Here is a 23,406-nt window from a genome sequence, read left to right as displayed (position 1 = left end):
AGTTTTATTCCATATCATAATGGGAAACGGCAGGTAACCATACACCAAAAAAGTTGAGCAATTAACATTTTAAAGATAAAGTAAAAGAGTGGAGAACATTAAAGTAGGTGCAAACATGGAAAAACGATATTTTACAATAGGCATGGCTGGTCATATTGACCACGGAAAAACAACACTCACGAAGGCACTGACCAATGTTGATACCGATCGTTTAAAAGAAGAAAAAGAACGACAAATTTCGATAGAACTAGGGTTCGCCCCCTTATATGAGAGTGAAAATATACAAATATCAGTAATTGACGTTCCGGGACATGAGCGATTTATTAGGCAAATGATTGCTGGGGTGGCAGGTATCGATTTGGTCGTTCTTGTCGTCGCAGCAGATGAAGGAGTTATGCCACAAACAAAGGAGCATCTTGAAATACTCGGATTTTTAGGAATACATTCAGGTATTGTTGCGATTACAAAAATGGACAAGGTCGATGAGGAATTTTCAGAATTAGTAAAAGATGATATTTATGAAGAATTAAACGGTACGGTCTTTGAAAACTCTCCTTACGTCCTTGTTGACAGCCTTTCACATAAAGGAATTGACGAACTTAAATTACAAATTATAAAAACGCTAGAACAGCAAGACGTTCGTGATACAAAGGGACCATTTCGCTTGCCAATCGACCAAGTATTCACCGTAAAAGGACAGGGAACGGTTGTAAGAGGGACCCTGTATGAAGGGGCGGTTGAGGAAGGTCAACTTCTTACGATTATGCCTCGAGGAATTGAAGTTAGAGCAAGGCAGCTTCAGGTTCACCACGAACCAGCTAAACAAGCGTTCGCTGGTCAAAGAGTAGCGATTAATTTATCAAACGTATCTAAAGAGGAAATTGAACGCGGCGATGTACTTGTTTCCTCCGAGCATTTTAATATCACTCGTACAGTTGACGTTGCCATCCACATGGTAGAGGACCTTGAATATCTGGTAAAGCAAAGAATGCCGATTAAATGTCATATCGGAACGGCCGAAGTGATGGGAAGAATTGTATTTTTTGACCGTAATGAACTGAAAGCTGAAAGTGGGGAAATCCTTTGTCAATTAAGACTCGAGGAGGAAATCGTCACAAAGCGTGGAGATCGTTTTATTTTACGCAGACCTAGCCCACAGGAAACGATCGGCGGGGGCTGGGTTATCGATCCTAAAGGTGAGAAGTACCGTTTCGGACATCAAACGATTGAAGAGTTGGCGAAAAAGAAAGAAGGGTCACCGGCCGAACGCTTAACTGCCGCGTTAATCGAGGCCAAGAGTTTGTCCATCGATGAACTCATTAAGCGGACCTCTCTCGATCAGGAGGAAGTTTCTCTTGCTCTTGCTGGGGAAGAATTTATCCACTACTCTAGCAAGGAATACACCCTACAAGCCATCATTAAGGATGTTGAGGAAGAATTGTTCGATCGTTTAAATGACTACCATAACCAGTTCCCACTACGCAATGGGGTCAATAAAGCCGAGCTCCTACAAGGCTTACAAAAATGGTATCCGAAGTCGTTAGTCGAATATGTAATTGAACAAGGGTCTGCTACGAATCTGTTTCAGAGAAAGGGACAATTTGTTTCCTTATCCTCTTTTACTCCTCATGTTCCGCCTAGTTGGATGAAACGAACAGACAACCTATTAAATGATTTAAAAAGAGATGGTCTTCAAGTAAAATATTTACAGGAATATATTAAAGGAGCGGGAATTCCAGACGCCTTAGTCGAGGACGTTAAAAGATATTGGATCGAACGAGAAATGATTATTTCTCTTGACGAATCCTATTACTATCATGGAGAGGTTTTTACAGAAGCAGTGAATAGGCTTAAAGCTGAAACGAATATAGAGTTTGATGTAGGGAAAGCAAAAGAAATACTCGGATTATCAAGGAAATACATGATTCCTTTTTTAGAGCGATTAGATGAGAACCAAATCACAAAACGAGTTGAAAACATGCGAGTGTGGTTATAAATGTAGCATCATATTTATGTTGCTACGATCGCGATTACATAGGGGGAAAATGAATGCATAGAAATAAAGAGCTACATAAGTTTTTACTTGATAAATCTTGGCAGCTAACAGAAGACTGGTATGCTTCCTTGGATAAGAGTGATCCTGCCGGAGTGTATTCTTCCAAGGATCCTGAAGTCATTGAAAACTTAAAACAGCAAAACTATCGTTTTCACTTACAGCTTTGCGAAATATTTATTAAAGATGAAGAGCAATTCACACAAGACATACAAAATTGGATACTAGAAATTGTTAAGGATGAACCACATTTCCAAACTCCTAACCATTTTACATTACGAGAGTTTTTTAGAGTACAAGACCAGTATCTAGATTTTCTTCAAGAGTTTGCGACCATCCATGAGGGGACATATGACCGACACTCAATAAATGTATGGAATCGTATGATTATTAAAGCCTTTAAGCTTGTGATGCTACGATTGGTTGAGGAATTAAATGAATATACTGAGAGCCGCCTGCGTGCACAGCAGGAATTAATAAATGAATTAGCCTCTCCCGTTATCGCTATCGATAATAACGCTGCATTATTACCATTAACTGGGGAAATTGATACAAATCGATCCAGGTTTATTATAGAGAATACTTTGTTGCAATGTTCCTCAAAAGGAATAACCGTGTTGTTTATTGACCTTTCTGGGGTCGTAATGATCGACACAATGGTTGCCCACAAGTTATTTCAGCTAATAGAAGCACTTGACTTAATCGGTGTGAATACCGTTCTTTCTGGGTTGCGCCCAGAAATCGCCCAAACGTCAGTCCAACTGGGCCTAAACTTTAATAAAGTCAAAATCGTGTCCACCCTCGCCAAAGCTCTCGCAACCGCTAAGCTGGTGACAGACACCCTTCGTGGACAAATCACAGGTATTTGTCTGCCTGAGATGGACAGTTTCAAAACCACTTCTTCAAAAGGAAGTGGTTTTTTATATGATAATAAAAAGGACGTAATGATATCTAACAAAATAGTTCTCAGTCACTAGGTTGTAAGTATTATAATGGGCTTAATTCAATTTTTGTTACATAATTTCACACAACATATTCCACTATGACAAATACTCTTCTTGTAAAAAATATTCTCTACTACCTTTATAGAACAACTCGTCAAAATATCTCACATACTCCAGTCAAAATTAACAAAGTGACTAGCTATTGGCTAGAAGGATTTTACATAATGTATCATGCGATGGAAAACAAGCAATTGTAAAATTAATTAAAAGTTTAGATTTTTCTGCATTCAGTATAAAAATAGGAGGGATACTGTCCATTTACAAGAAATATAATGTACAAGATGTACATGAAGAATCCATGCTCCTATGCTATTAGTTTTTATATTTCAAGAAAAATAGAAAAGTATTTTTGGGATTAGGGGGAATAAAGAGAATGGCAGATCAAGTAACCATTGGTTTAATTCAGGCAAGCAACGACGTGGATGGAAAAGAGCCCGTTGAGGTTCATAAACAAAAAGCCATCGAAAAACATATCACTCTCGTTCGTGAAGCAAAGGAAAAAGGGGCACAAATTGTTTGTTTACAAGAAATCTTTTACGGACCCTACTTTTGTTCTGAGCAAAATACAAAATGGTATGATGCGGCAGAGGAAATTCCTAATGGTCCCACAACAAAGCTATTTCAGGAACTTGCGAAGGAACTGGGAGTCGTAATTATTCTTCCAATCTATGAGCGTGAGGGCATTGCCACTTATTATAATACGGCAGCTGTCATTGATGCGGACGGTGCTTATTTAGGAAAATACCGCAAACACCATATCCCGCATGTGGCTGTAGGTGATCAGGGTTATGGCTTCTGGGAAAAATACTATTTCAAGCCTGGAAACTTAGGATACCCCGTATTTGATACCGCATTTGCAAAAATCGGAGTGTACATTTGTTATGACCGACATTTTCCAGAAGGTGCTCGAGTACTAGGACTTAATGGAGCAGAGATTGTGTTTAACCCTTCCGCCACAGTTTCTGGAACCTCCGAATACTTGTGGAAGCTTGAGCAACCTGCCCATGCAGTTGCCAACGGTTATTACGTGGCCGCTATCAATCGGGTTGGCTATGAAGGTCCATGGAATATGGGCGAATTTTATGGCCAGTCGTACCTCGTTGATCCAAGAGGAAGCTTTGTGGCCATGGGTAGCCGAGACAAAGATGAAGTAATCATTGGAGTAATGGATAAAAAAATGATTCGAGAAGTAAGAGATGTTTGGCAGTTTTACCGTGATCGACGTCCGGAAACGTATGAGAAAATGACCTCAATTTAGATAGCAAGAAAAAAACAAAAAGCTTAGAGGGGGTATTTACATTTGAGTACGGTAAAACAATCGAGAATTTCCTACGATCATATAGCTGCTAACTTTCAGGAGGTCCATCCCGGACTTTCCAATCGAGAGGCGGTAGAGGAAGCAAATCGCTGCCTTTATTGCTATGATGCACCTTGTATTACAGCCTGTCCAACAGGGATTGATATCCCAACCTTCATTAAAAAAATAGCCTCAGGAAATATAAAAGGTTCCGCAACCACCATCATGTCAGCCAATCCAATTGGCGCAAGCTGCTCCCGTGTCTGCCCAACAGAAGAATTATGTGAAGGCTCATGTGTACTCAACCATTCTACTAAACCAATTATGATTGGAAACCTACAACGATATGCTACCGATTGGGCTATGAAAAATAATCAAATTCTTTTTAAAGCTGGTAAGAAAAACGGTACTAGGGTTGCCATAATCGGTGGTGGACCTGCCGGACTATCTGCTGCGAGAGAGCTCGGTATCCTCGGCTATGACGTTACCATTTTTGAAGCAGCTGAACATGCTGGCGGATTGAATACGTACGGTATTGTCTCGTTCCGACTGCCAAAGGAAGTATCGTTCTGGGAAGTCGAACAAGTGGAAAGTGTCGATGTGAAAATTAAGACAAACACAAAGGTTGGCATCGACATCTCTGTCCAAGAAATTCTAGAAAACTATGATGTGGTTATTTTAGCGATTGGCATGTCTAGTGTTCCTAATATAGGAATTGAGGGTGAAGATTTACAAGGAGTATATGATGCGATTGAGTTTGTAAAACAAACGAAAACAAGTCCTATTACTAATGAGTTCCTTGGAAAAAAAGTCGTTGTTATCGGCGCCGGTAATACGGCAATTGACGGCGCGACTTGTTCTGTTCGACTCGGAGCTGAAAATGTAAAGATCTTATACAGAAGAACTCTCGAGGAAATGACTGCGTATGACTTTGAATATGAATTTGCTAAGCAGGATGGAGTCGAGTTCAGATGGTTAACCGCACCCGTCAGAATTATCGGAGATCAGCTTGGGAATGTAAAAGCCATCGAATGTATTAAGATGGAACTAACCGAAGCAGGTGAGGATGGTCGAAGGAAGCCTGTTCCGGTAAAAGGATCTGAATTTCAATTAGAAGTGGATGCTGTTATAAAAGCGATTGGCCAGTCTAGATACGTAAATCTCATCGAGGAGATGAACCTCGAGCATGATGGTGGAGTCGTTACTATTAACGAAAACACATACCAAACCTCCAACAAAAAAGTATTTGCTTGTGGAGATGTTATTTTCGGAAAAGGTCAAGGAGAAGCGATGGTTGTTTCCGCAGCACAACAAGGAAAGAAAACTGCACACGCCATCCACCAAATGATTAACAAAACCGTATCTGAAACCGCCTAATCAAGGGCTACTCAATTCAAGGAGGTATGATGATGGCAGATTTACGTATCAACTTGGCAGGGATTCAATCCCCGAATCCTTTCTGGCTCGCTTCAGCTCCCCCGACAAACTCTGGATACCAAGTGCAGAGAGCCTTTGAGGCGGGTTGGGGTGGCGCTGTTTGGAAAACGCTTGGAGAACCGATTCTGAATGTTTCATCTCGATTTGCTGCTGTAAGCTTTAATGGGCAAAGAGTGGCAGGCTTTAACAATATTGAACTGATCACCGATCGACCACTTGAGGTGAATCTGAAGGAAATCGCGGAAACCAAAAAGAAATTCCCCAATCACGCAATCATTGCTTCTCTTATGGTAGAGCCCAAACAAGAAAAGTGGCATGAGATTGTCAAAAAGGTAGAAGCAATAGGTGTAGACGGGTTAGAGCTCAATTTTGGTTGCCCGCACGGAATGGCAGAAAGAGGAATGGGATCAGCCTCTGGCCAAGTACCTGAGCTAGTCGAAAAACAAACGTATTGGGTAAAGGAAGTTGCCCAAACACCCGTCATTGTTAAGCTCACGCCGAATATTACCGATATCACCGTTACAGCTGAGGCAGCAACAAGGGGTGGTGCCGATGCCATCAGTATGATCAATACCATCAATAGCTTAGCTGGTGTCGATATTGATACTTGGAACACCATTCCTCATGTTGCTGGTAAAGGAGCGCACGGCGGATATTGCGGACCCGCAGTAAAGCCGATTGCTTTAAATATGGTCGGTGAATGTGCGAGAAATCCCCATATTAATGTTCCGATTTCTGGAATTGGTGGAATCTCATACTGGAGAGATACCGTGGAATTTTTGTTGATGGGAGCGACAGGCGTCCAAGTGTGTACAGCTGCCATGCATCACGGCTTCCGAATTGTTGAGGATATGATTGAAGGCTTAAACAATTATTTAGATGACAAAGGAATCGCTTCGGTCATGGATATTGTGGGGAAATCTGTGCCAAAATACTCTGATTGGGGAAATCTGGACCTTAATTATAAAATCGTTGCAAGAATTAATAACGATGTATGTATCAATTGCAATAAATGTCATATCGCGTGTGAGGACACTTCTCACCAGTGCATTGATATGTTAAAAGGAGCAAATGGAGAAAGTATCTTACGAGTACGAGAAGAAGATTGTGTAGGTTGTAATTTATGCTCGATTGTTTGTCCTGTTGACGGTGCAATTGACATGGTTGAACTACCAAACGAGCTGCCACCTATGACTTGGAACGAAAGGCAAGCAGCACTAGGTGCCATAGCTTGTGATGCAGACATTATAAAAAGATAGATCATTAAAGGAGGAAACAGACTTGAAAAAAGTAATCAAAAACGGAACGGTCGTAACAGCAACAGATACGTATCAAGCTGACATACTCATTGAAAATGGAACCATTCATCAAATCGGTCATAACCTCCCTTCGAACGACGCAGAAGTGATTGATGCAACAGGAAAATTCGTGTTTCCCGGTGGAATCGATCCTCATACACATCTAGATATGCCATTTGGCGGCACCGTAACAAAAGATGATTTCGAAACAGGGACAATCGCGGCAGCTTTTGGTGGAACGACAACCGTTATCGACTTTTGTTTGACCAATAAGGGGGAACCATTAAAAAATTCCATCAAAGTGTGGCACGATAAGTCAAAAGAAAAAGCGGTAATTGACTACAGCTTCCATCTAATGATCGGTGAAATTAATGACCAAGTACTAGAAGAGCTACCAACAATCATGAAGGAAGAGGGAATCACATCCTTTAAAGTGTTTATGGCATACAAAAATGTATTTCAGGCGGATGACGAGACTTTATTCCGTACCTTATTAGCGGCGAAGGAGCATGGAGCACTCGTGATGGTACATGCCGAAAATGGGGATGTGATTGACTTCTTAACAAAGAAAGCACTTGAGTTGAATCAGACAGACCCTATTTACCATGCATTAACCCGACCACCTGAGGTCGAGGGGGAAGCAACTGGAAGAGCGGCTACTTTAACAGGGCTAGCTGATTCACAACTGTACGTCGTGCATGTTTCTTGTGCAGAGGCAGCTAGGAAAATAGCAGAAGCTCGTTCAAAAGGTATTGATATTTGGGGAGAAACCTGTCCACAATACTTAGTTCTTGATCAGTCCTATCTTGAAAAACCAAATTTCGAGGGAGCCAAATACGTGTGGTCACCGCCATTGCGTGAAAAATGGAACCAAGATGTATTATGGAATGCTCTCAAAACAGGTGAGCTGCAAACGATAGGTTCCGATCAATGCTCCTTTGATTTTGATGGCCAAAAAAGTCTTGGTAAGGGTGACTTTTCAAAAATTCCAAATGGAGGTCCCATCATCGAAGACCGATTATCCATCTTGTTTTCTGAAGGTGTAAAAAAAGGAAGAATCTCTTTAAACCAATTTGTAGATATCACATCTACAAAGGTTGCAAAGCTTTTTGGTCTTTATCCGAAAAAGGGAACTATTGCGGTTGGTACAGATGCGGATATCGTCATATTTGACCCGAATGTTGAGCGCACGATCTCAGCAAAAACTCACCATATGGCGGTTGATTACAATGCCTTTGAAGGAATGGAGGTAATTGGTGAACCCGTGTCGGTTCTCTCTAGAGGAGAATTTGTCATTCGTGACAAAGCTTTTATCGGAACAATTGGTGGAGGAAAATACATTAAACGAGCAAGGTACGGAAAAACGCTTGAAACGGAAAACAATTCCGTACCAATTTAAATCAAAAAATGCAAATGGGAAGGGATATAAATTTTCTGATAATTCCATTATCAGAAAATTTTATATATTAAAAACTAGAAAAGGAGTGGTTTAATGAAAAAAAGTAGTGGTTATTTAAAGTCTCCAGATTTACTTCCCATTTCCCACAGCGATAAGAAAATTGGATCATTAGGTTTTTCAATTATTTGGGTAGGGATGGCAGTCGTTTTAGCAGCATTTGCGATTGGTGGCTCTGGTGTACAGAGTCTTCCTCTTGGCTGGGTAATTGTAGCAACGATCATTGGTTCAGTCGCAATCGGAATCTTTATGACAATAATTGGAGACATCGGAATCGAACATGGATTATCCTTCCCAGTCTATATGAGAGCCCCTTTTGGAACGATCGGTACTCATATCCCTTCCATCGTTCGTGGAGTAACCGCTGCTTGTTGGTTTGGTATTAATACGTATTTTGGTGCAACTGCAATGAACGGAATACTAAATGCACTTTTTCAATTTGATAATTGGTTTATTTGCTTCGTGTTGTTTGCTACCGTTCAACTAGTAAACACCGCCTTAGGAATTAAAGCAATTGAACGGTTCGCTGACCTTGCCGCTCCGATCATCATTATTATCTCTGCCTGGATGTATACATCCCTTTCTGACAAAGCGATTGAGCAAGGAAGAGACGTTTGGACTTGGGTGGAAAGTCCGGTTACTGGTGGTGCTGCCTTAACCGCATTTATGGTTGTTGTTATGGCAAATATGGGCTTTTGGGCAACTCTTGCCGCAGATATGCCTTCCTTATCTCGTTTTATCAAGGCTCCAAAAAACGAAAGAAATTGGTTTAAACGAAACAAAGCTCAAATTTTTGGGAATATCATTGCCATGCCAATTACAAACACGTTTATGGTCATTATCGGTGCAGTGTCCTATATTGCTGTATTAAATTATGATCCGGTCGTTGCTCTACAGGAAGCAGCTACTGGCTTTATTCTAGGTATTCTTCTCCTTATGATCGTTCTAGCACAATGGTCAACCAATACATCTGCAAATGTTATTCCAGCGGCGACGATTTTTTCCAATGTTGGCGGTCCGAAAGTTCCGTTCTGGGTTGGAGTAATCATCGCCGGTGTCATTGGAATTGTTGTTCAGCCATGGAGCTTATTTGGAGTAATTGTTCCAGCTCTACTCGTGATTGGTGGGATTTTATCAGCCATCGTTGGTATTTTATTTACCGATTATTATGTGATTCGTAAAAGAAGAGTAAACGTGACAGACCTATACGAGGCAGATGGGCAATTCAAATATATGAATGGTGTCAATCTTGCTGGAATGATTTCATGGATCATTGGAGGCGCAGCAGCATACTATTTATCAACGTACTCCTTTATTGTTGGATTCTTGGTAGGGGCCATTATTTACTATTTCTTAGCCAAGTATTGGTGGTTTCAAAAATATGAGCAAGCTGAGCTCGTGGATCCTAGCGATGAAAAATACCTCGGTATCTCCGTCGGACGTGACTGGGATATAGAAGCAGGAAAAGAATCTGTTCTTGTCACAGAGCCAATTAACACACAAGTATAAAAGGGGGACACCTTATGTCCGAATACCAACAATATCTTCAGGAAAGAGATAAGATTGATTTTTTCATTCAAAAAGGATTTACGATAAAAAGTGTCACAGAAACATTAAGCGGATCTTTTGTTGACTTTATGAACGAACAATCTGATGAAAAAGAAACCGTCACCTTACATGTAGCTACAGCTGAAGGGCGTAAGTATTTCTCTGTAATGATCATAAAACTAAAACAGCAAAAAGGAGCTTAACACAAACGCGAGTCACACAGACAATGTCTGAGTGACTCACGTTTTTACAATTGAAGTGGGAAGGGGGCTGTTTCTTGAAATCATATATTACAGTAGGAGATTTATTACAAAGAAAACATTTTGAAGAAATTGAGATTCTCGCAGGTGAAGAGGGACTTATTCGACCAGTCAAGTGGGTACATATTGTAGAGGTAACAAATATTCGCAAGCTTTTGCGTGGAGGAGAATTTATTTTATCCACTTGTGCCTTACTACATGATAACAAGGAGTTATTTTTATCTGTTGTGGAGCAATTAATTGAAGTACATGCTTCCGGATTATGCATTGAACTAGGTACATACACCACGCATATACCAAATGAAGTGATTGATCTTTGTAACCTGCACCAATTTCCCTTACTCATTTTTCACAATGAAGTACCGTTCGTTGAAATCACACAAGATATTCATTCCATCCTTATCAATCGACAATATCAAATGATATCGGAGCTTGAAAGCTACACACAGGAACTAAACAAAAAACTACTTACGTTCGGCCATACAAAGGAAATCCTTCAGTTTACAAAGGAATACTTACAGATTCAAGTAGTGATTGTCTTTAACAATCAAGAAATGCAATTTTCACCAGATGTAAAAACAAGTGAAAAAAAGAAATTTATTCAACTGATTCATGATGAGATTAATCAAGGTGCCGATTTCGCCCCTCAAACGATAACAAAAATCCCCATTCATATTTTAGGAGATACATATGCAGAATTATATCTTCTTGCGGAAAACCGCACTCTTACAGAATTTGATCACTTAATACTCGATCGAACCGCAACCGCACTGGCGCAGCTCCTTTTGAGACAACTATATGTAGAAGAGAAAAAAAGGATTGAGGAATCTGAATGGCTTACAGCTTGGCTCGATGGGGAACATAGCGAAGATGCTATTCATGACTATTTGGGCTATCATTTCCCCAAAATTAAGCCGAAGGGGGCAGTTGTTTGTCAATTTAAGTTAGAATCAATCTCAGACTTTTCCACGCTTGATATTACCTATTTCAATTTATACGTTCGTGCTTTTTTTGAACCTCAAGGATTTACACTCTTTTCCATTGAGAAGAAGCATACGATTACTTTTATCTTCATTAACGAACGAAACGCTTCAACGTGGAAGGTCCGGATGAAGGAAGGGATTCAACGATTAGAAAAATCAGATTTAAGAATGTCTAAGCAAACAACCCCATTTGTACTTGCTATAGGTAAATTTGTCCCACAATTAGCCCATGTTCATGAAAGCTATTTAACCTCCTTAGAAACGATCCGCATCCAAGACCGGTTAACCGTACCTTCTCAATGTCATTTTTATGATGATCTGCATATTTTCCGCCTTATTTCGTTATTAAATAAACATGTTAATCTACAAGAAATTGTCATGGAGTATCTCGAACCCGTTCTAACCTATGACGATATGTACAATGGAAAGTTATTAGAAACATTAAAAACATATCTAGCCTGTAACGGGTCCAAACAGGAAACCGCTAAGCGCTTATTTATCGTTCGTCAAACGCTCTACCATCGTATTGAAAAATTAGAAAAGCTTCTTGGGGATGATTTTTTACATCATGAAAAAAGGCTTGCCATTGAGTTCATGATTTTATCTCACGAATTCCTTCTTACTTCCCAGTTGAAGAAAGAGAAAGGAGGACGTCAGTTAGTCCCCAAAGAAGGCAAAATGTAAAGTTTAACACAAGCTTTTTTTCACAAAACGTCTAATGTCACAAGGAGAGCATATCCTTGATAATAATACTAGAAGATAACTAATTATTTATAAGGGGGATGCACGAATGACAGTAATCAAAAAGCATACGGTAAAGTTGAAAAACTATATTAACGGAGAATGGGTTGAGTCTTATAGTTCAGATTCATTGGAAGTGCTTAATCCTGCAACCTCAGAGTTGATTGCAACCGTTCCCCTTTCTTCAAAAGAGGACGTTGATCAAGCAGTAAAAGCAGCAACCATTGCATTTCAAACGTGGAAAAACACTCCCGTGCCAAAAAGAGCAAGGATTCTATATAAATACCATTATTTATTAACAGAAAATCATGAAAAGCTCGCCCGGTTAGTCGTAAAAGAAAATGGCAAAGCGTATAAGGAAGCCTATGGAGAGGTTCAACGTGGAATTGAATGCGTCGAGTTTGCCGCGGGCGCTCCTACGCTGATGATGGGTGAAACTTTATCTAATATTGCAGAAGATATTGATTCCGAAATGTATCGCTATCCGTTAGGGGTAATCGGTGGAATTACACCTTTTAACTTCCCAATGATGGTCCCCCTATGGATGTTCCCACTTGCGATCGCCTGTGGAAACACCTTTGTACTAAAACCGTCGGAACGAACGCCTCTTTTAGCAAGTGAACTAGTTGAGCTATTTACTCAAGCCGGAGCTCCCAAAGGAGTGCTCAATATTGTTCATGGTGCACATGATGTCGTAAATGGGCTGATCGAACATGAGGATGTAAAGGCGATTTCCTTCGTTGGGTCACAACCGGTTGCAAAGTATGTATACGAGCGTGCAGCTGCGCATGGAAAAAGAGTGCAGGCATTATCCGGTGCTAAAAACCATCATGTCGTCATGCCTGATGCCAATATTGAAAAAGCAGTTTCACATATCATTAGCTCTGCTTTTGGAAGCGCAGGCCAACGATGTATGGCATGTAGTGCAGTCGTTGTTGTTGGGGATGGAGAACAATTTGTAGCTGCACTTAAACAGAAGGCAGACGAATTACTGATCGGAAATGGGCTGAATGAGGAAGTATTACTAACACCAGTTATCCGTGATTCTCACCGCGAGAAGGTGTTACAGTACATCGATATCGGTGTAAAAGAAGGGGCCACTCTCGTTCGTGACGGGCGACCAGAGATGGAATTGCATAAGGAAGGTAGTTTTCTTGGACCAACGATTTTCGACCATGTTTCTCCTGATATGAAGATAGCAAAAGATGAAATATTTGCCCCAGTTTTAAGCCTATTACGGGCAAAAGATCTAGATGAAGCGTTATCATTTATTAGCAAGTCCCGATACGGTAATGGAGCAACCATTTATACAAAGGATGCAGCTGCTATTCGTCAATTCCGAGAAGAAGCAGACGCTGGCATGCTAGGAATCAATGTTGGTGTACCTGCAACTATGGCCTTTTTCCCATTCTCTGGCTGGAAGGACTCCTTTTATGGCGATTTACATGTAAATGGAAAGGATGGCGTCAATTTCTTTACAAAAAAGAAAATGATTACATCCCGTTTTGACTATTAAAAACATAACTGGGTGAGAAAGGGGAATTTGCGATGGCTCAAATGAAACAAGGAGAAGATTTTCTAACAAAAGATAAAGACTTTGTATGGCATTCCATGAAACCTTACAATCCAAACGGTACGATGATTGCTGAAAAAGCAGAAGGCGCTTGGGTAACGGATCATGAAGGAAATCGTTTTTTGGATGGAATGGCTGGCCTTTGGTGTGTCAATGTAGGATATGGTCGGACAGAGCTTGCTGATGCTGCGTATGAGCAGCTAAAGAAAATGGCTTATTTCCCACTCACCCAAAGCCATACCCCTGCGATTCAATTAGCTGAAAAGCTTAATGAACTTTTGGGCGACGAATACGTGATCTTTTTTTCGAACAGCGGTTCAGAAGCGAATGAAACCGCATTTAAAATAGCAAGACAATATCATCAGCAAATGGGGAACCACTCACGATATAAATTCATTTCTCGTTATCGAGCCTACCATGGAAACACAATGGGGTCTCTTGCTGCAACGGGGCAGGCACAGAGAAAGTATAAATATGAACCACTAGCTCCTGGTTTCGTTCATGTGTCACCACCTGATTCTTATCGATCAAATGATCAATTGGACAGTCCAGCCTCAGAACTCGACTCTGTCAAAGATATTGAGCGAGTGATGACATGGGAGCTTAGCGAAACGATTGCTGGAGTTATCATGGAGCCGATCATTACCGGAGGAGGGATACTCATTCCGCCTGATAACTATATGATGGGCGTGAAGGAAGCGTGTGAAAAACACGGAGCACTATTAATTGTTGACGAAGTAATATGTGGATTTGGTCGTACAGGGAAAGCATTCGGCTTCATGAATTATGGAGTGCAGCCTGATATAGTTACGATGGCAAAGGGGATCACAAGCGCCTATCTTCCATTATCAGCAACAGCTGTCAAAAAGGAAATCTATGAAGCTTTTAAAGGTAGTGAAGAATACGAATACTTCCGCCATGTTAATACATTCGGTGGCAATCCGGCTGCTTGTGCTCTTGCATTAAAAAACCTAGAGATCATGGAAACAGAGAAACTATTTGATCGTTCTAAAAATTTAGGAGAACAACTCAAAGAGAGATTAAATACAAGATTACTGAACCATCCGTTCGTAGGGGACGTTCGTGGAAAAGGGTTACTAATAGGAATTGAACTCGTAAAGGATAAAGCTACTAAGGAACCATTAGATGTAGGTTTGGTGAACCAAGTGATTGCTGGCTGTAAGAAAAAAGGACTTATAATTGGGAAGAACGGAGCAACCGTAGCTGGATTTAATAACGTTCTGACCCTATCTCCCCCATTATCCATTAAAGAAGAAGAACTCGACTTCTTATTTACAACCGTCACGTCTGAACTAGAGGAGCTCGTCAAATAAACATAGAGCATCGTGCGTTTTCCAAATGACTAGAAAGGAAGAATGCTATGAAAATCGGAGTACCAAAAGAGATCAAAAGCCAAGAGAACCGCGTTGCTCTTACACCTGCTGGCGTCCTACAATTAAGCACAAAAGGTCATCATGTTTTCGTAGAAAAGGGAGCCGGATTGGCTTCAGGTTTCATTGATGAAGAGTATATAGAAGCGGGAGCGTGTATTGTTGAAACGGCCGCTGAAGCTTGGGCATGCGAAATGGTCATAAAAGTAAAAGAACCCATTCCAAGTGAATATGCTTATTTTTATGAAGGATTAATTTTATTCACCTATTTGCACTTAGCTGCCAATTTTACGTTAACAGAAGCACTCATTCAGAAAAAGGTAGTCGCCATCTCCTATGAAACTGTTCAATTGCCCGATCGCAGTTTGCCATTATTAACACCAATGAGCGAGGTAGCAGGAAGAATGGCTGCTCAAATTGGGGCCACCTATTTAGAAAAAAGTAAGGGTGGAAAAGGGATCCTCCTCGGTGGTGTTCCTGGTGTAAATCGTGGGAAGGTTACGATTATCGGTGGAGGGGTTGTTGGAACCAATGCAGCGAAAATTGCTATTGGTCTTGGTGCGAAGGTATCGATCCTTGATGTTAGTGCAGCAAGATTAAGAGAATTAGACGATATCTTTGGCTCATCTATAACGACACTTATGTCGAATCCATATACGATCGCCCAAGCGGTTGCGGATTCGGACTTAGTAATTGGTGCGGTTCTTCTTCCTGGTATGAAAGCTCCTAAACTAGTAACAGAAGAAATGGTTCGACTCATGGAGGAAGGCTCTGTCATTGTTGATGTGGCCATTGACCAGGGAGGAATTTTTGAAACGGCTACACATGTGACCACCCATGCCGATCCAACCTATATAAAGCATGGTGTCGTTCATTATGCAGTTGGAAATATGCCTGGGGCTGTTCCAAGAACGTCAACCATTGCGCTAACAAATGTCACGGTTCCATATATTATCGAAATAGCTGACAAAGGCTATAAAATAGCATTTGCCGAAAACAAGTCATTATTTAAAGGGTTAAATGTCATTGATGGGAAGGTCGTTTACGAAGGAGTTGCTATGGCACATAATCTTCCGTACGTTTCAACCATTTAAAGGGGAAGGAGGGATATAGATGACACTACGAACACTTTCTATCAATAAAGAGCGACTTGAAAAAAGAATACATGAGCTAGCGGAGATTGGAAAGATTTCCGATACAGGTGTTTGCCGCTTAGCACTCTCGACCGAAGATAAGCAAGCAGTTGAGACAGTTAAAAGGTGGATGGAGGATGCCGGTTTAAAAGCAAGAATTGACCATTTTGGAAACTTAATTGGTAGACTAGAAGGGAAGAATTCTAATGCACCTATATTAATGGTAGGCTCTCACATCGACTCACAGCCTTATGGAGGAAGATTTGATGGAGTAATTGGCGTATTGGGTGCCCTAGAAGTTGTCCAAACGATGATAGAAAAAAACATAGTCCCTGATACTCCCATCGAAGTAGTTGCCTTTTGTGATGAGGAAGGATGCCGATTTAACAAAGGTTTATTTGGAGTCAGAGGAATACTTGGCAAGCTAGAAGAGGGAGAGCTTGCGAGGAAGGACAAAAATGGAGTATCAAGAAGAGAAGCACTAATCGAATTCGGCTGTGATCCAACTAAATTTAAGGATTCACAGTATAAGGAAGGGGTGATTGGTGCCTTCTTAGAACTTCACATTGAACAGGGTCCTATTTTAGAAGCAAAGGGGGTTCCTGTTGGAATTGTGACAGGTATATCTGGACCACTTTGGCTTTCTGTTGAGTTCGAAGGTTTTGCCGGTCATGCTGGATCCGTTCCGATGTCCATGCGACAAGACGCGCTAGTTGGTGCTGCGAAAGTAATTGTCGCACTAAACGAGCTGGCTAGCCAGGATCCAAATGCGCCAACCGTCGGAACCGTCGGAAGTCTACAAGTATTCCCAGACTCTCGAAATATAATCCCTGAGAAAGTAACCTTTACTGTCGATTTACGTGATATTGATATTAATCGAAGACATGTGCTTGAAGCTAACCTAAGAAATCAAATCAAAGAAATAGCGGATACTCATGGTTTACGCTATACCATTTCGGAGGATACCAATAGCGAACCAAGGTATTGCTCTGAAAGATTAATGAATATCATGAGGCAACAAAGTGAAGTGATCGGCCTAAATCCAATTGAATTAATGAGTGGTCCTTTTCACGATTCTCTTTCCATGTCATACGTTTGCGAATACGGCATGATTTTTGTGAGATGCAAGGACGGAATCAGCCATAATCCTAAGGAATTTTCAACAATTGAGGATATCTCACTCGGAACCGAGCTCCTCTACCACACCGTCATCAACTACAAAGGGTGAGACACAACCACCATCGTGGTTGTGTTGGATATAACATCTAGTTCCTTTGAGCTAGGTGTTTTTGTTCATTTTACGACATAAAAAGATATTTTTCTCCGAATTATGTAGAATCATATTATAATAAACAGAATCAATGAAGAGTTACATAGCATCTTAGCATATTTTACTCTATCGGTTATTAAAATGAATGGGGAGAAAAAATATGGAGGAATTATTATGACATCAGAGAAGCAATTCGTTCAGAAAAAATATTATCAAACCCTAATTGAACAAGAAACGGATTTTCCCGTACGTTCACTAGGGGAAGCATATTATAGGGAGCAACAAAAGGACGTTCCCGACTTAACACCCATTCGATTCGCACAAGGGGAAGTGTATTTCCTATACAAAGACTTTGAAGCAGCGATCTTTAAGTGGGAAAGTATTCAAAATGAGTTAGCACCATGGGCCAAAAAGAATATCGCAGATGCTTACTTGGAGTTAGAGCAATACTCAACTGCAGAGGAAATCTATAAAAGAGTAAGTACAGAATCGATTGTACTTCATACAGAAGTTTCTTTACAGCTATTTAGACTTTACGTAAAAGACGGTCGTACCCATGAAGCCACGTCTATTATTAGCGAAACCATTAACAACCACCCTGATTATCCTGGAGTCACTGAACTTGCCCGTCTCTTCTTTGAAGAAATTGAAGATTGGGCTAATGCAATTCATCTTGCCATGAAAGAATTTATGCGCACCAACTCTCCAGAATGGATCGATATCATTAAAAAATATTGCGATGAACAACGAACCACCATTTTTAAACCTGAAGAGTATATTCCATTTTTATCATTCATGTTACGCCTTGATCGTATTCGTTTTGAGAAGATTGTTTTTAAGCTTTGGGAAAATTACGAAGAACAATCAGAGCTACTTAATTGGGTACGCGAGCTTAATTCATTACTACTACAATCAGAGCTTCCTGAACAGTTATCCTGGAAGCTTCTATCTCAACAATACTTAAAAACTTTTCAGTTATTTTTAAGTGGAAAGTATACCTTGAATGAGATTCAAGAAATCATTCCATTATTGCTAAAAAATTGGATGCGTTTCGCAGAATCAAATCATTTTGTCTATACTGCTTGTGCAGTACTGGCGTGGAATGAAGTTTTCCCAGGTACGATCGATGAAGATACGGTTTCGGTGGCTAATCATGCACTAACAAATTCTTCATTAAATGGATTAATTGATGTGCACCAAACTAAACAATTGTTCTCAAGTATCGTTACTTGGGCTGAAGAAGATATGCAAGTAAGCAATAAGCTGAAATGGATTATGGAGAATTTACAAAATAAGCAAAGCACCATTACTTTGTTTACAGGAACAAGCAAGCTACAAACAACGATTTTAAGTGATGTGCTTGGACATGAACAAGTAAGCCAATTGTCTTCCAAATTAGCATTATATAGCTACTTGCCTGAACCTGAATTAATAGAAGTCAATTCCGTTGAATCCAAACAAGTAGACAGTCCTTCGGAAATCGGGTCAACTGATCATTACATCCATTCTAAAGGACCTTTTGAACTGTTAAAAGCGGAGAACACTTCATTAATGTCCATTCCACCGTATCGTGGAACAGTTCAAGAAAGAAGCTCACTATCTGTTAATTTACACATGGCTGATAGCATTATTTATGTTTTAAATGAGGAAAATCCATTAAACGAAATGGAAATGAATGTGATAAGACAAATGAACCAACAAGCTAACGATCATACGTTCATTTTTATCCTTCCAATCCCAAAGGTAGCTGAAGAAGAGACTGGCGTTTCTTATTATATGGAAACCGTCAAGAAAAACCTGAATCCAATATTCCCTAATGCTGAGATTTATCCGTACACGACTTCTCAAGCGGTGGACTGGAGTCATGTTTTAGCCGAAGTAAACAGTGAGAGATCCAACGAAAGAAGAACAAGAAAAGAGCTTTACTTTATTAAAGAAACACTACACTATCTACTAGCTAAACGAGCTGATAAAGAAGAAAAATTAATCGATGTGATTCAGTGGAATAAGGAAATGTTAGCTAAGGTTAGTGGAGCTTCCATGCAACTTGGTGATCTAGAACAGGAAGTTGGAGAAAGGCTTAAGCAGAATTATATTTCGATCTTGCAGGAGCTTTCAGCAGAAGTAGAAGCTGACATACCAAGTGTTCTAAAATCAACAGCAGAATCTATTACCGATCAAAGCAATCTTGCTACTATTCATCTTCAATTAAACGAAGAAATGAATAGGCGCATGGAGGAATATTTACAAAACACTACCCTTCCAAAGCTCTACTCTTCTCTTCAAAAATGGATTGGTCTTACAAAAGAGGAACTACAGCAGATTCGTGCTTATTTAGATGAAATGGCTACAAGCTTTAATGGCTTATACGGAATTGAAAAATTCCAGTTCCCTGTAGATGATCAATTACTTCACGACTGGAGAAGAGACACTGGACGGTTAACAAGTGGTGTTCAATTAGAGCACATCAACATTATGTTAAAACATAATCCAACACAATTGTTGCTTAAGGGAGCAGGGAAGCTTTTGGCTGGCATCGGTCAAAATAAAGCGATGCTGCAGCAAAAATACAAGCGCTATGTAGAAACGGAAGATTATTCCGAAGTAGCAAAACACGTAAGTAAACAGTTTTTTGCGCCTTATCATTTTTTTGCAATGGCCATACAAAAAGATTTAGAATCGTTCTTCCAAAAACCTAAGGATGAGTTAACTCACACAGCAGAAGACTTAGTAGAAAAGATTAATCAATTTGAGCTATCTTTAGCAAAGCTTCAGCAAAATCCAACTGCTTTTGAGGATCCAATTAAGCTATTCACGGTCCGTTATAAGCAATACGAATACCTGTTTACTGGAAGTCCTAAAGTCAAACAAGAAGTATAATTAGTTTTCAAGCTGGTGCAATCATGCACCAGCTTTTTTTCATTCTGAAAGCTTCAAAACTTTGAACAAAATGTGAATACATTCACATAGTTCACGAAAGTGTGACAAACTTCACAAGTTTTCAACATAAAAGAAGTTAAAATAGAGCTATCAAATTGATTGTGAAATAACGAGCATAAAGCTCAGGCTGGGGAGGACAAAACAAAATGGAAAAAAAACATTTAGTTCTTATTGGTAACGGGATGGCAGGAGTAAGAGTAATCGAGGAAATTCTAAAACTAACGCCCGATGCTTTTCATATAACAATCTTTGGAAACGAACCATATCCAAACTACAACCGAATTCAATTATCAAATGTATTGCAAGGAAAAACAACGGTAGATGAGATCTTTCTAAATGAATGGGAATGGTACCGTGAAAATAATATCACTTTATATACAAATGAAGCGGTAGCAAAGATCAATCCACAATTAAAGACAGTCGTTTCTTCTACGGGAAGAATCGTTGCTTACGATGAACTAATTATTGCAACAGGTTCAAGCTCTTTCATCCTACCGGTACCCGGTGCGGATAAACAAGGAGTAACGGGCTTCCGTGATATTCAAGATTGTGAAAATATGATGGAAGTAGCTCGTACACATAAAAAAGCGGTAGTTATCGGTGGAGGTCTTCTTGGTCTAGAAGCTGCAAGAGGTTTAATTGACCTAGGAATGGACGTTCATGTGGTTCATTTGATGCCACACCTCATGGAAAGACAGCTAGATGAGACAGCTGCAATTATGCTGAAAGAAGAACTTGAAGCGCAAGGGATGAAGTTCCTTTTTGAAAAACAAACGAGTGTAATTCTTGGAGATGACCGAGTTACAGGTCTTCGATTTAGCGACGGAACAGAAATCGAAACAGATCTAGTCGTTATGGCGGTCGGAATTAAACCAAATACACAGCTTGCAAAAGAAGCTGGCATTAATGTAAACCGTGGGATTGTTGTCAATGACTTGATGGAAACAAATACACCTAATGTATATGCGGTTGGGGAATGTGCAGAACATAGAGAAATCACGTATGGAATGGTCGCCCCTCTCTATGAACAAGGGAAGGTTTTAGCACAGAGAATACTCGGTTTAGAGGTTTCACCATATGAAGGATCTGTAACAGGGACCCAGCTGAAGGTTTCTGATGTTGACCTTTATTCTGCGGGTGAAATAATTGATGATAAATCAACAAAAGCAATTAAAGTACACAATGAATTTGAAGGCATTTATAAAAAAATACTAATAAGAGACAATCGAGTAGTGGGGATTGTTCTATACGGTGACACAAAGGATAGTACAAAATTGTTCCGCATGCTTGTTGATAAAGAAGATGTTAGTGGGAAAACAAGCGCAAGTATCTTAGACTCTGGTTGCTGTGGCGGGGGTCAAGCAGACATGAGCGTTGACTCTATGCCAGATACAGAGATTGTGTGTGGATGTAACGGCGTCTCAAAGGGAACCATAGTGGAAGCCATTCAAACAAAAGGGCTTACAACGGTTGATCAAGTATCTAGCTGTACAAACGCAGGTCGTTCTTGCGGTCGATGTAAAGGTATTGTTGGTGAAATTCTTGCTTATACATTGGGTGATTCATTTGATGCCACAAAAGCTAATAAAAAGACTCTCTGTGGTTGTACAACTTTAAGCCGTGACGAGGTAGTTGCTGAAATTAAAGAAAAAGGCATGATGAGTACGAAAGAAGTCATGAATGTTCTTGGCTGGAACAACGAGGAAGGCTGCAGCAAATGTCGTCCTGCTCTTAACTACTATCTAGGTATGCTTCACCCTGAAGAATACCACGATGAACGTGACTCTCGACTTGTTAACGAGAAAATGCACGCGAACATTCAAAAAGACGGCACATACTCTGTTGTTCCAAGAATGTACGGTGGTGTAACAAATGCTGAGGACTTAAAGAAAATTGCTGAGGTTACCGAGAAATACAATATACCGCTTGTTAAGCTTACTGGTGGACAGCGTATCGCATTACTAGGTGTGAAAAAAGAAGATCTGACAAATGTTTGGGAAGACCTAGGAATGCCTTCTGGTTATGCCTACGGAAAAACATTACGTACAGTAAAAACATGTGTAGGATCTCAATTCTGCCGTTATGGTACACAAGATACCATGCAACTAGGAATTGACCTTGAGAAGAAATTTGAACGTTTAGACACTCCACATAAATTTAAGATGGGCGTATCAGGATGTCCACGTAACTGTGCTGAAGCAGGAATTAAAGATATGGGAATTGTCGGAATTGATGGCGGTTTTGAATTGTATGTAGGCGGTAACGGAGGAACCGATCTTCGTGCCGGTGACCTACTCTGCACGTTAAAGACTGAAGAAGACGTAATGGATATGATTAGTGCTTATATTCAGTACTACCGTGAGACCGCCAATTACCTAGAGCGTACATCAACATGGATTGAACGTGTGGGCCTAGAACATGTAAAAGAAGTACTGCAGAATGCTGAAGTTAGAAAAGAATTAACTGCGAAACTGGATCGTTCATTAACTAGATACACAGAGCCTTGGAATGAAGCACTGAAAAATCAACAAATTCGTGAAAAATACTACAAAACAGAGGAATTTCCAGAAGTTTTAGTCTAGTATCGTAAGTGGAAATTTAATATTTACGAAGACGAAAATGATGGGTAAAATTAGAGGAAAGGTTTTGGTGATTGATATGCCACAAACATTAACAAAGGTTGATGTCGGAAATTATCAAACATTAGCACATCAAGCAGGAAAAGTGATCCGACTTGGCGAAAAAGAAATAGTCCTATTTAAACTATCAACTGGAGAAGTTAAAGCGGTTGAAAACAAAAGTCCTCATCCAAAAGGAGGCACTTTGGCTGATGGCTTAGTAAGTGGAAGCTATGTATACTGTCCACTTTATGACTGGAAAATCTCTTTGAATGATGGGAAGGTCCAAGCACCAGACGAAGGACAAGTAAAAACGTATGAAGTAGAAGTTGAAGATAATCGCATTTTATTACTAATATAAAGGATGGGGGCGACTTCGCCCCCATTTGCCTAGGGGAGGAAGT

The 23,406-nt window shown here is 40.2% G+C and carries 16 protein-coding genes; all 16 read left to right on the top strand.

The genetic code is table 11. The features are described 5' to 3' along the window. Positions 1-115: 115 nt before the first annotated feature. The gene (selB, locus tag ACFFHF_RS23335; protein ID WP_340903518.1) at positions 116-1,996 is read left to right on the top strand and encodes a selenocysteine-specific translation elongation factor; all 1,881 of its coding nucleotides are present in this window, start codon (positions 116-118) and stop codon (positions 1,994-1,996) included. A gap of 53 nt (positions 1,997-2,049) precedes the next feature. Then, a complete protein-coding gene (locus tag ACFFHF_RS23330) occupies positions 2,050-3,030 on the top strand; it encodes an STAS domain-containing protein (protein ID WP_377059176.1) in 981 nt (326 codons plus the stop codon). Between the two features lie 400 nt (positions 3,031-3,430). Next, on the top strand, positions 3,431-4,315 hold the full coding sequence (locus ACFFHF_RS23325; RefSeq protein ID WP_160546031.1) for a nitrilase-related carbon-nitrogen hydrolase: 885 nt from the start codon (positions 3,431-3,433) through the stop codon (positions 4,313-4,315). Positions 4,316-4,357: 42 nt separating this feature from the next. Continuing rightward, positions 4,358-5,731, top strand: a complete 1,374-nt coding sequence (locus ACFFHF_RS23320; RefSeq protein ID WP_160546030.1) for an NAD(P)-dependent oxidoreductase — start codon at positions 4,358-4,360, stop codon at positions 5,729-5,731. Positions 5,732-5,763: 32 nt separating this feature from the next. Further along, positions 5,764-7,050, top strand: a complete 1,287-nt coding sequence (preA, locus tag ACFFHF_RS23315) for an NAD-dependent dihydropyrimidine dehydrogenase subunit PreA (protein WP_160546029.1) — start codon at positions 5,764-5,766, stop codon at positions 7,048-7,050. 22 nt (positions 7,051-7,072) lie between these two features. Next, entirely contained in the window at positions 7,073-8,488 is a 1,416-nt protein-coding gene (hydA, locus tag ACFFHF_RS23310; protein ID WP_160546028.1) for a dihydropyrimidinase, read from the top strand. A 93-nt stretch (positions 8,489-8,581) separates the two neighbouring features. Continuing rightward, on the top strand, positions 8,582-10,054 hold the full coding sequence (locus ACFFHF_RS23305) for a cytosine permease (RefSeq protein WP_160546027.1): 1,473 nt from the start codon (positions 8,582-8,584) through the stop codon (positions 10,052-10,054). 14 nt (positions 10,055-10,068) lie between these two features. Beyond that, the gene (locus ACFFHF_RS23300) at positions 10,069-10,296 is read left to right on the top strand and encodes a hypothetical protein (protein WP_160546026.1); all 228 of its coding nucleotides are present in this window, start codon (positions 10,069-10,071) and stop codon (positions 10,294-10,296) included. A 74-nt stretch (positions 10,297-10,370) separates the two neighbouring features. Beyond that, positions 10,371-12,020 (top strand): PucR family transcriptional regulator, encoded by a 1,650-nt coding sequence (locus tag ACFFHF_RS23295; RefSeq protein ID WP_377059175.1) that lies wholly within the window; start codon positions 10,371-10,373, stop codon positions 12,018-12,020. A 106-nt stretch (positions 12,021-12,126) separates the two neighbouring features. Further along, on the top strand, positions 12,127-13,593 hold the full coding sequence (locus ACFFHF_RS23290) for a CoA-acylating methylmalonate-semialdehyde dehydrogenase (protein WP_160546024.1): 1,467 nt from the start codon (positions 12,127-12,129) through the stop codon (positions 13,591-13,593). A 32-nt stretch (positions 13,594-13,625) separates the two neighbouring features. Further along, positions 13,626-14,984 carry an aspartate aminotransferase family protein gene (locus ACFFHF_RS23285; protein ID WP_160546023.1) on the top strand — a complete coding sequence of 453 codons (1,359 nt, stop codon included), beginning with the start codon at positions 13,626-13,628 and terminating at the stop codon, positions 14,982-14,984. A gap of 47 nt (positions 14,985-15,031) precedes the next feature. After that, positions 15,032-16,135, top strand: a complete 1,104-nt coding sequence (gene ald / locus ACFFHF_RS23280; protein ID WP_160546022.1) for an alanine dehydrogenase — start codon at positions 15,032-15,034, stop codon at positions 16,133-16,135. A gap of 19 nt (positions 16,136-16,154) precedes the next feature. Then, positions 16,155-17,402: a M20 family metallo-hydrolase gene (locus ACFFHF_RS23275; RefSeq protein ID WP_160546021.1), complete on the top strand. Its 1,248-nt coding sequence runs from the start codon at positions 16,155-16,157 to the stop codon at positions 17,400-17,402. Between the two features lie 216 nt (positions 17,403-17,618). Beyond that, positions 17,619-20,324 carry a tetratricopeptide repeat protein gene (locus ACFFHF_RS23270; protein ID WP_160546020.1) on the top strand — a complete coding sequence of 902 codons (2,706 nt, stop codon included), beginning with the start codon at positions 17,619-17,621 and terminating at the stop codon, positions 20,322-20,324. Positions 20,325-20,530: 206 nt separating this feature from the next. Then, entirely contained in the window at positions 20,531-22,966 is a 2,436-nt protein-coding gene (nirB, locus tag ACFFHF_RS23265; RefSeq protein WP_160546019.1) for a nitrite reductase large subunit NirB, read from the top strand. A gap of 37 nt (positions 22,967-23,003) precedes the next feature. Then, positions 23,004-23,363, top strand: coding sequence for a nitrite reductase small subunit NirD (nirD, locus tag ACFFHF_RS23260; RefSeq protein ID WP_377059174.1), 360 nt, complete (start codon positions 23,004-23,006; stop codon positions 23,361-23,363). Positions 23,364-23,406 lie beyond the last annotated feature (43 nt).

The organism is Robertmurraya beringensis (assembly GCF_042433785.1).
GTDB classification, from domain to species: domain Bacteria; phylum Bacillota; class Bacilli; order Bacillales; family Cytobacillaceae; genus Robertmurraya_A; species Robertmurraya_A beringensis.
This window is presented reverse-complemented; position numbering and strand designations above follow the sequence as displayed.

What these genes read in the sequence shown, in the direction of transcription:
- ACFFHF_RS23330 (WP_377059176.1), top strand. Translation starts at nt 2,050, where the DNA reads ATGCATAGAAATAAAGAGCTACATAAGTTTTTACTTGATAAATCTTGG.
- ACFFHF_RS23275 (WP_160546021.1), top strand. Translation starts at nt 16,155, where the DNA reads ATGACACTACGAACACTTTCTATCAATAAAGAGCGACTTGAAAAAAGA.
- ald (WP_160546022.1), top strand. Translation starts at nt 15,032, where the DNA reads ATGAAAATCGGAGTACCAAAAGAGATCAAAAGCCAAGAGAACCGCGTT.
- ACFFHF_RS23300 (WP_160546026.1), top strand. Translation starts at nt 10,069, where the DNA reads ATGTCCGAATACCAACAATATCTTCAGGAAAGAGATAAGATTGATTTT.
- preA (WP_160546029.1), top strand. Translation starts at nt 5,764, where the DNA reads ATGGCAGATTTACGTATCAACTTGGCAGGGATTCAATCCCCGAATCCT.
- ACFFHF_RS23285 (WP_160546023.1), top strand. Translation starts at nt 13,626, where the DNA reads ATGGCTCAAATGAAACAAGGAGAAGATTTTCTAACAAAAGATAAAGAC.
- ACFFHF_RS23305 (WP_160546027.1), top strand. Translation starts at nt 8,582, where the DNA reads ATGAAAAAAAGTAGTGGTTATTTAAAGTCTCCAGATTTACTTCCCATT.
- ACFFHF_RS23270 (WP_160546020.1), top strand. Translation starts at nt 17,619, where the DNA reads ATGACATCAGAGAAGCAATTCGTTCAGAAAAAATATTATCAAACCCTA.
- selB (WP_340903518.1), top strand. Translation starts at nt 116, where the DNA reads ATGGAAAAACGATATTTTACAATAGGCATGGCTGGTCATATTGACCAC.
- ACFFHF_RS23325 (WP_160546031.1), top strand. Translation starts at nt 3,431, where the DNA reads ATGGCAGATCAAGTAACCATTGGTTTAATTCAGGCAAGCAACGACGTG.
- nirD (WP_377059174.1), top strand. Translation starts at nt 23,004, where the DNA reads ATGATGGGTAAAATTAGAGGAAAGGTTTTGGTGATTGATATGCCACAA.
- ACFFHF_RS23290 (WP_160546024.1), top strand. Translation starts at nt 12,127, where the DNA reads ATGACAGTAATCAAAAAGCATACGGTAAAGTTGAAAAACTATATTAAC.
- nirB (WP_160546019.1), top strand. Translation starts at nt 20,531, where the DNA reads ATGGAAAAAAAACATTTAGTTCTTATTGGTAACGGGATGGCAGGAGTA.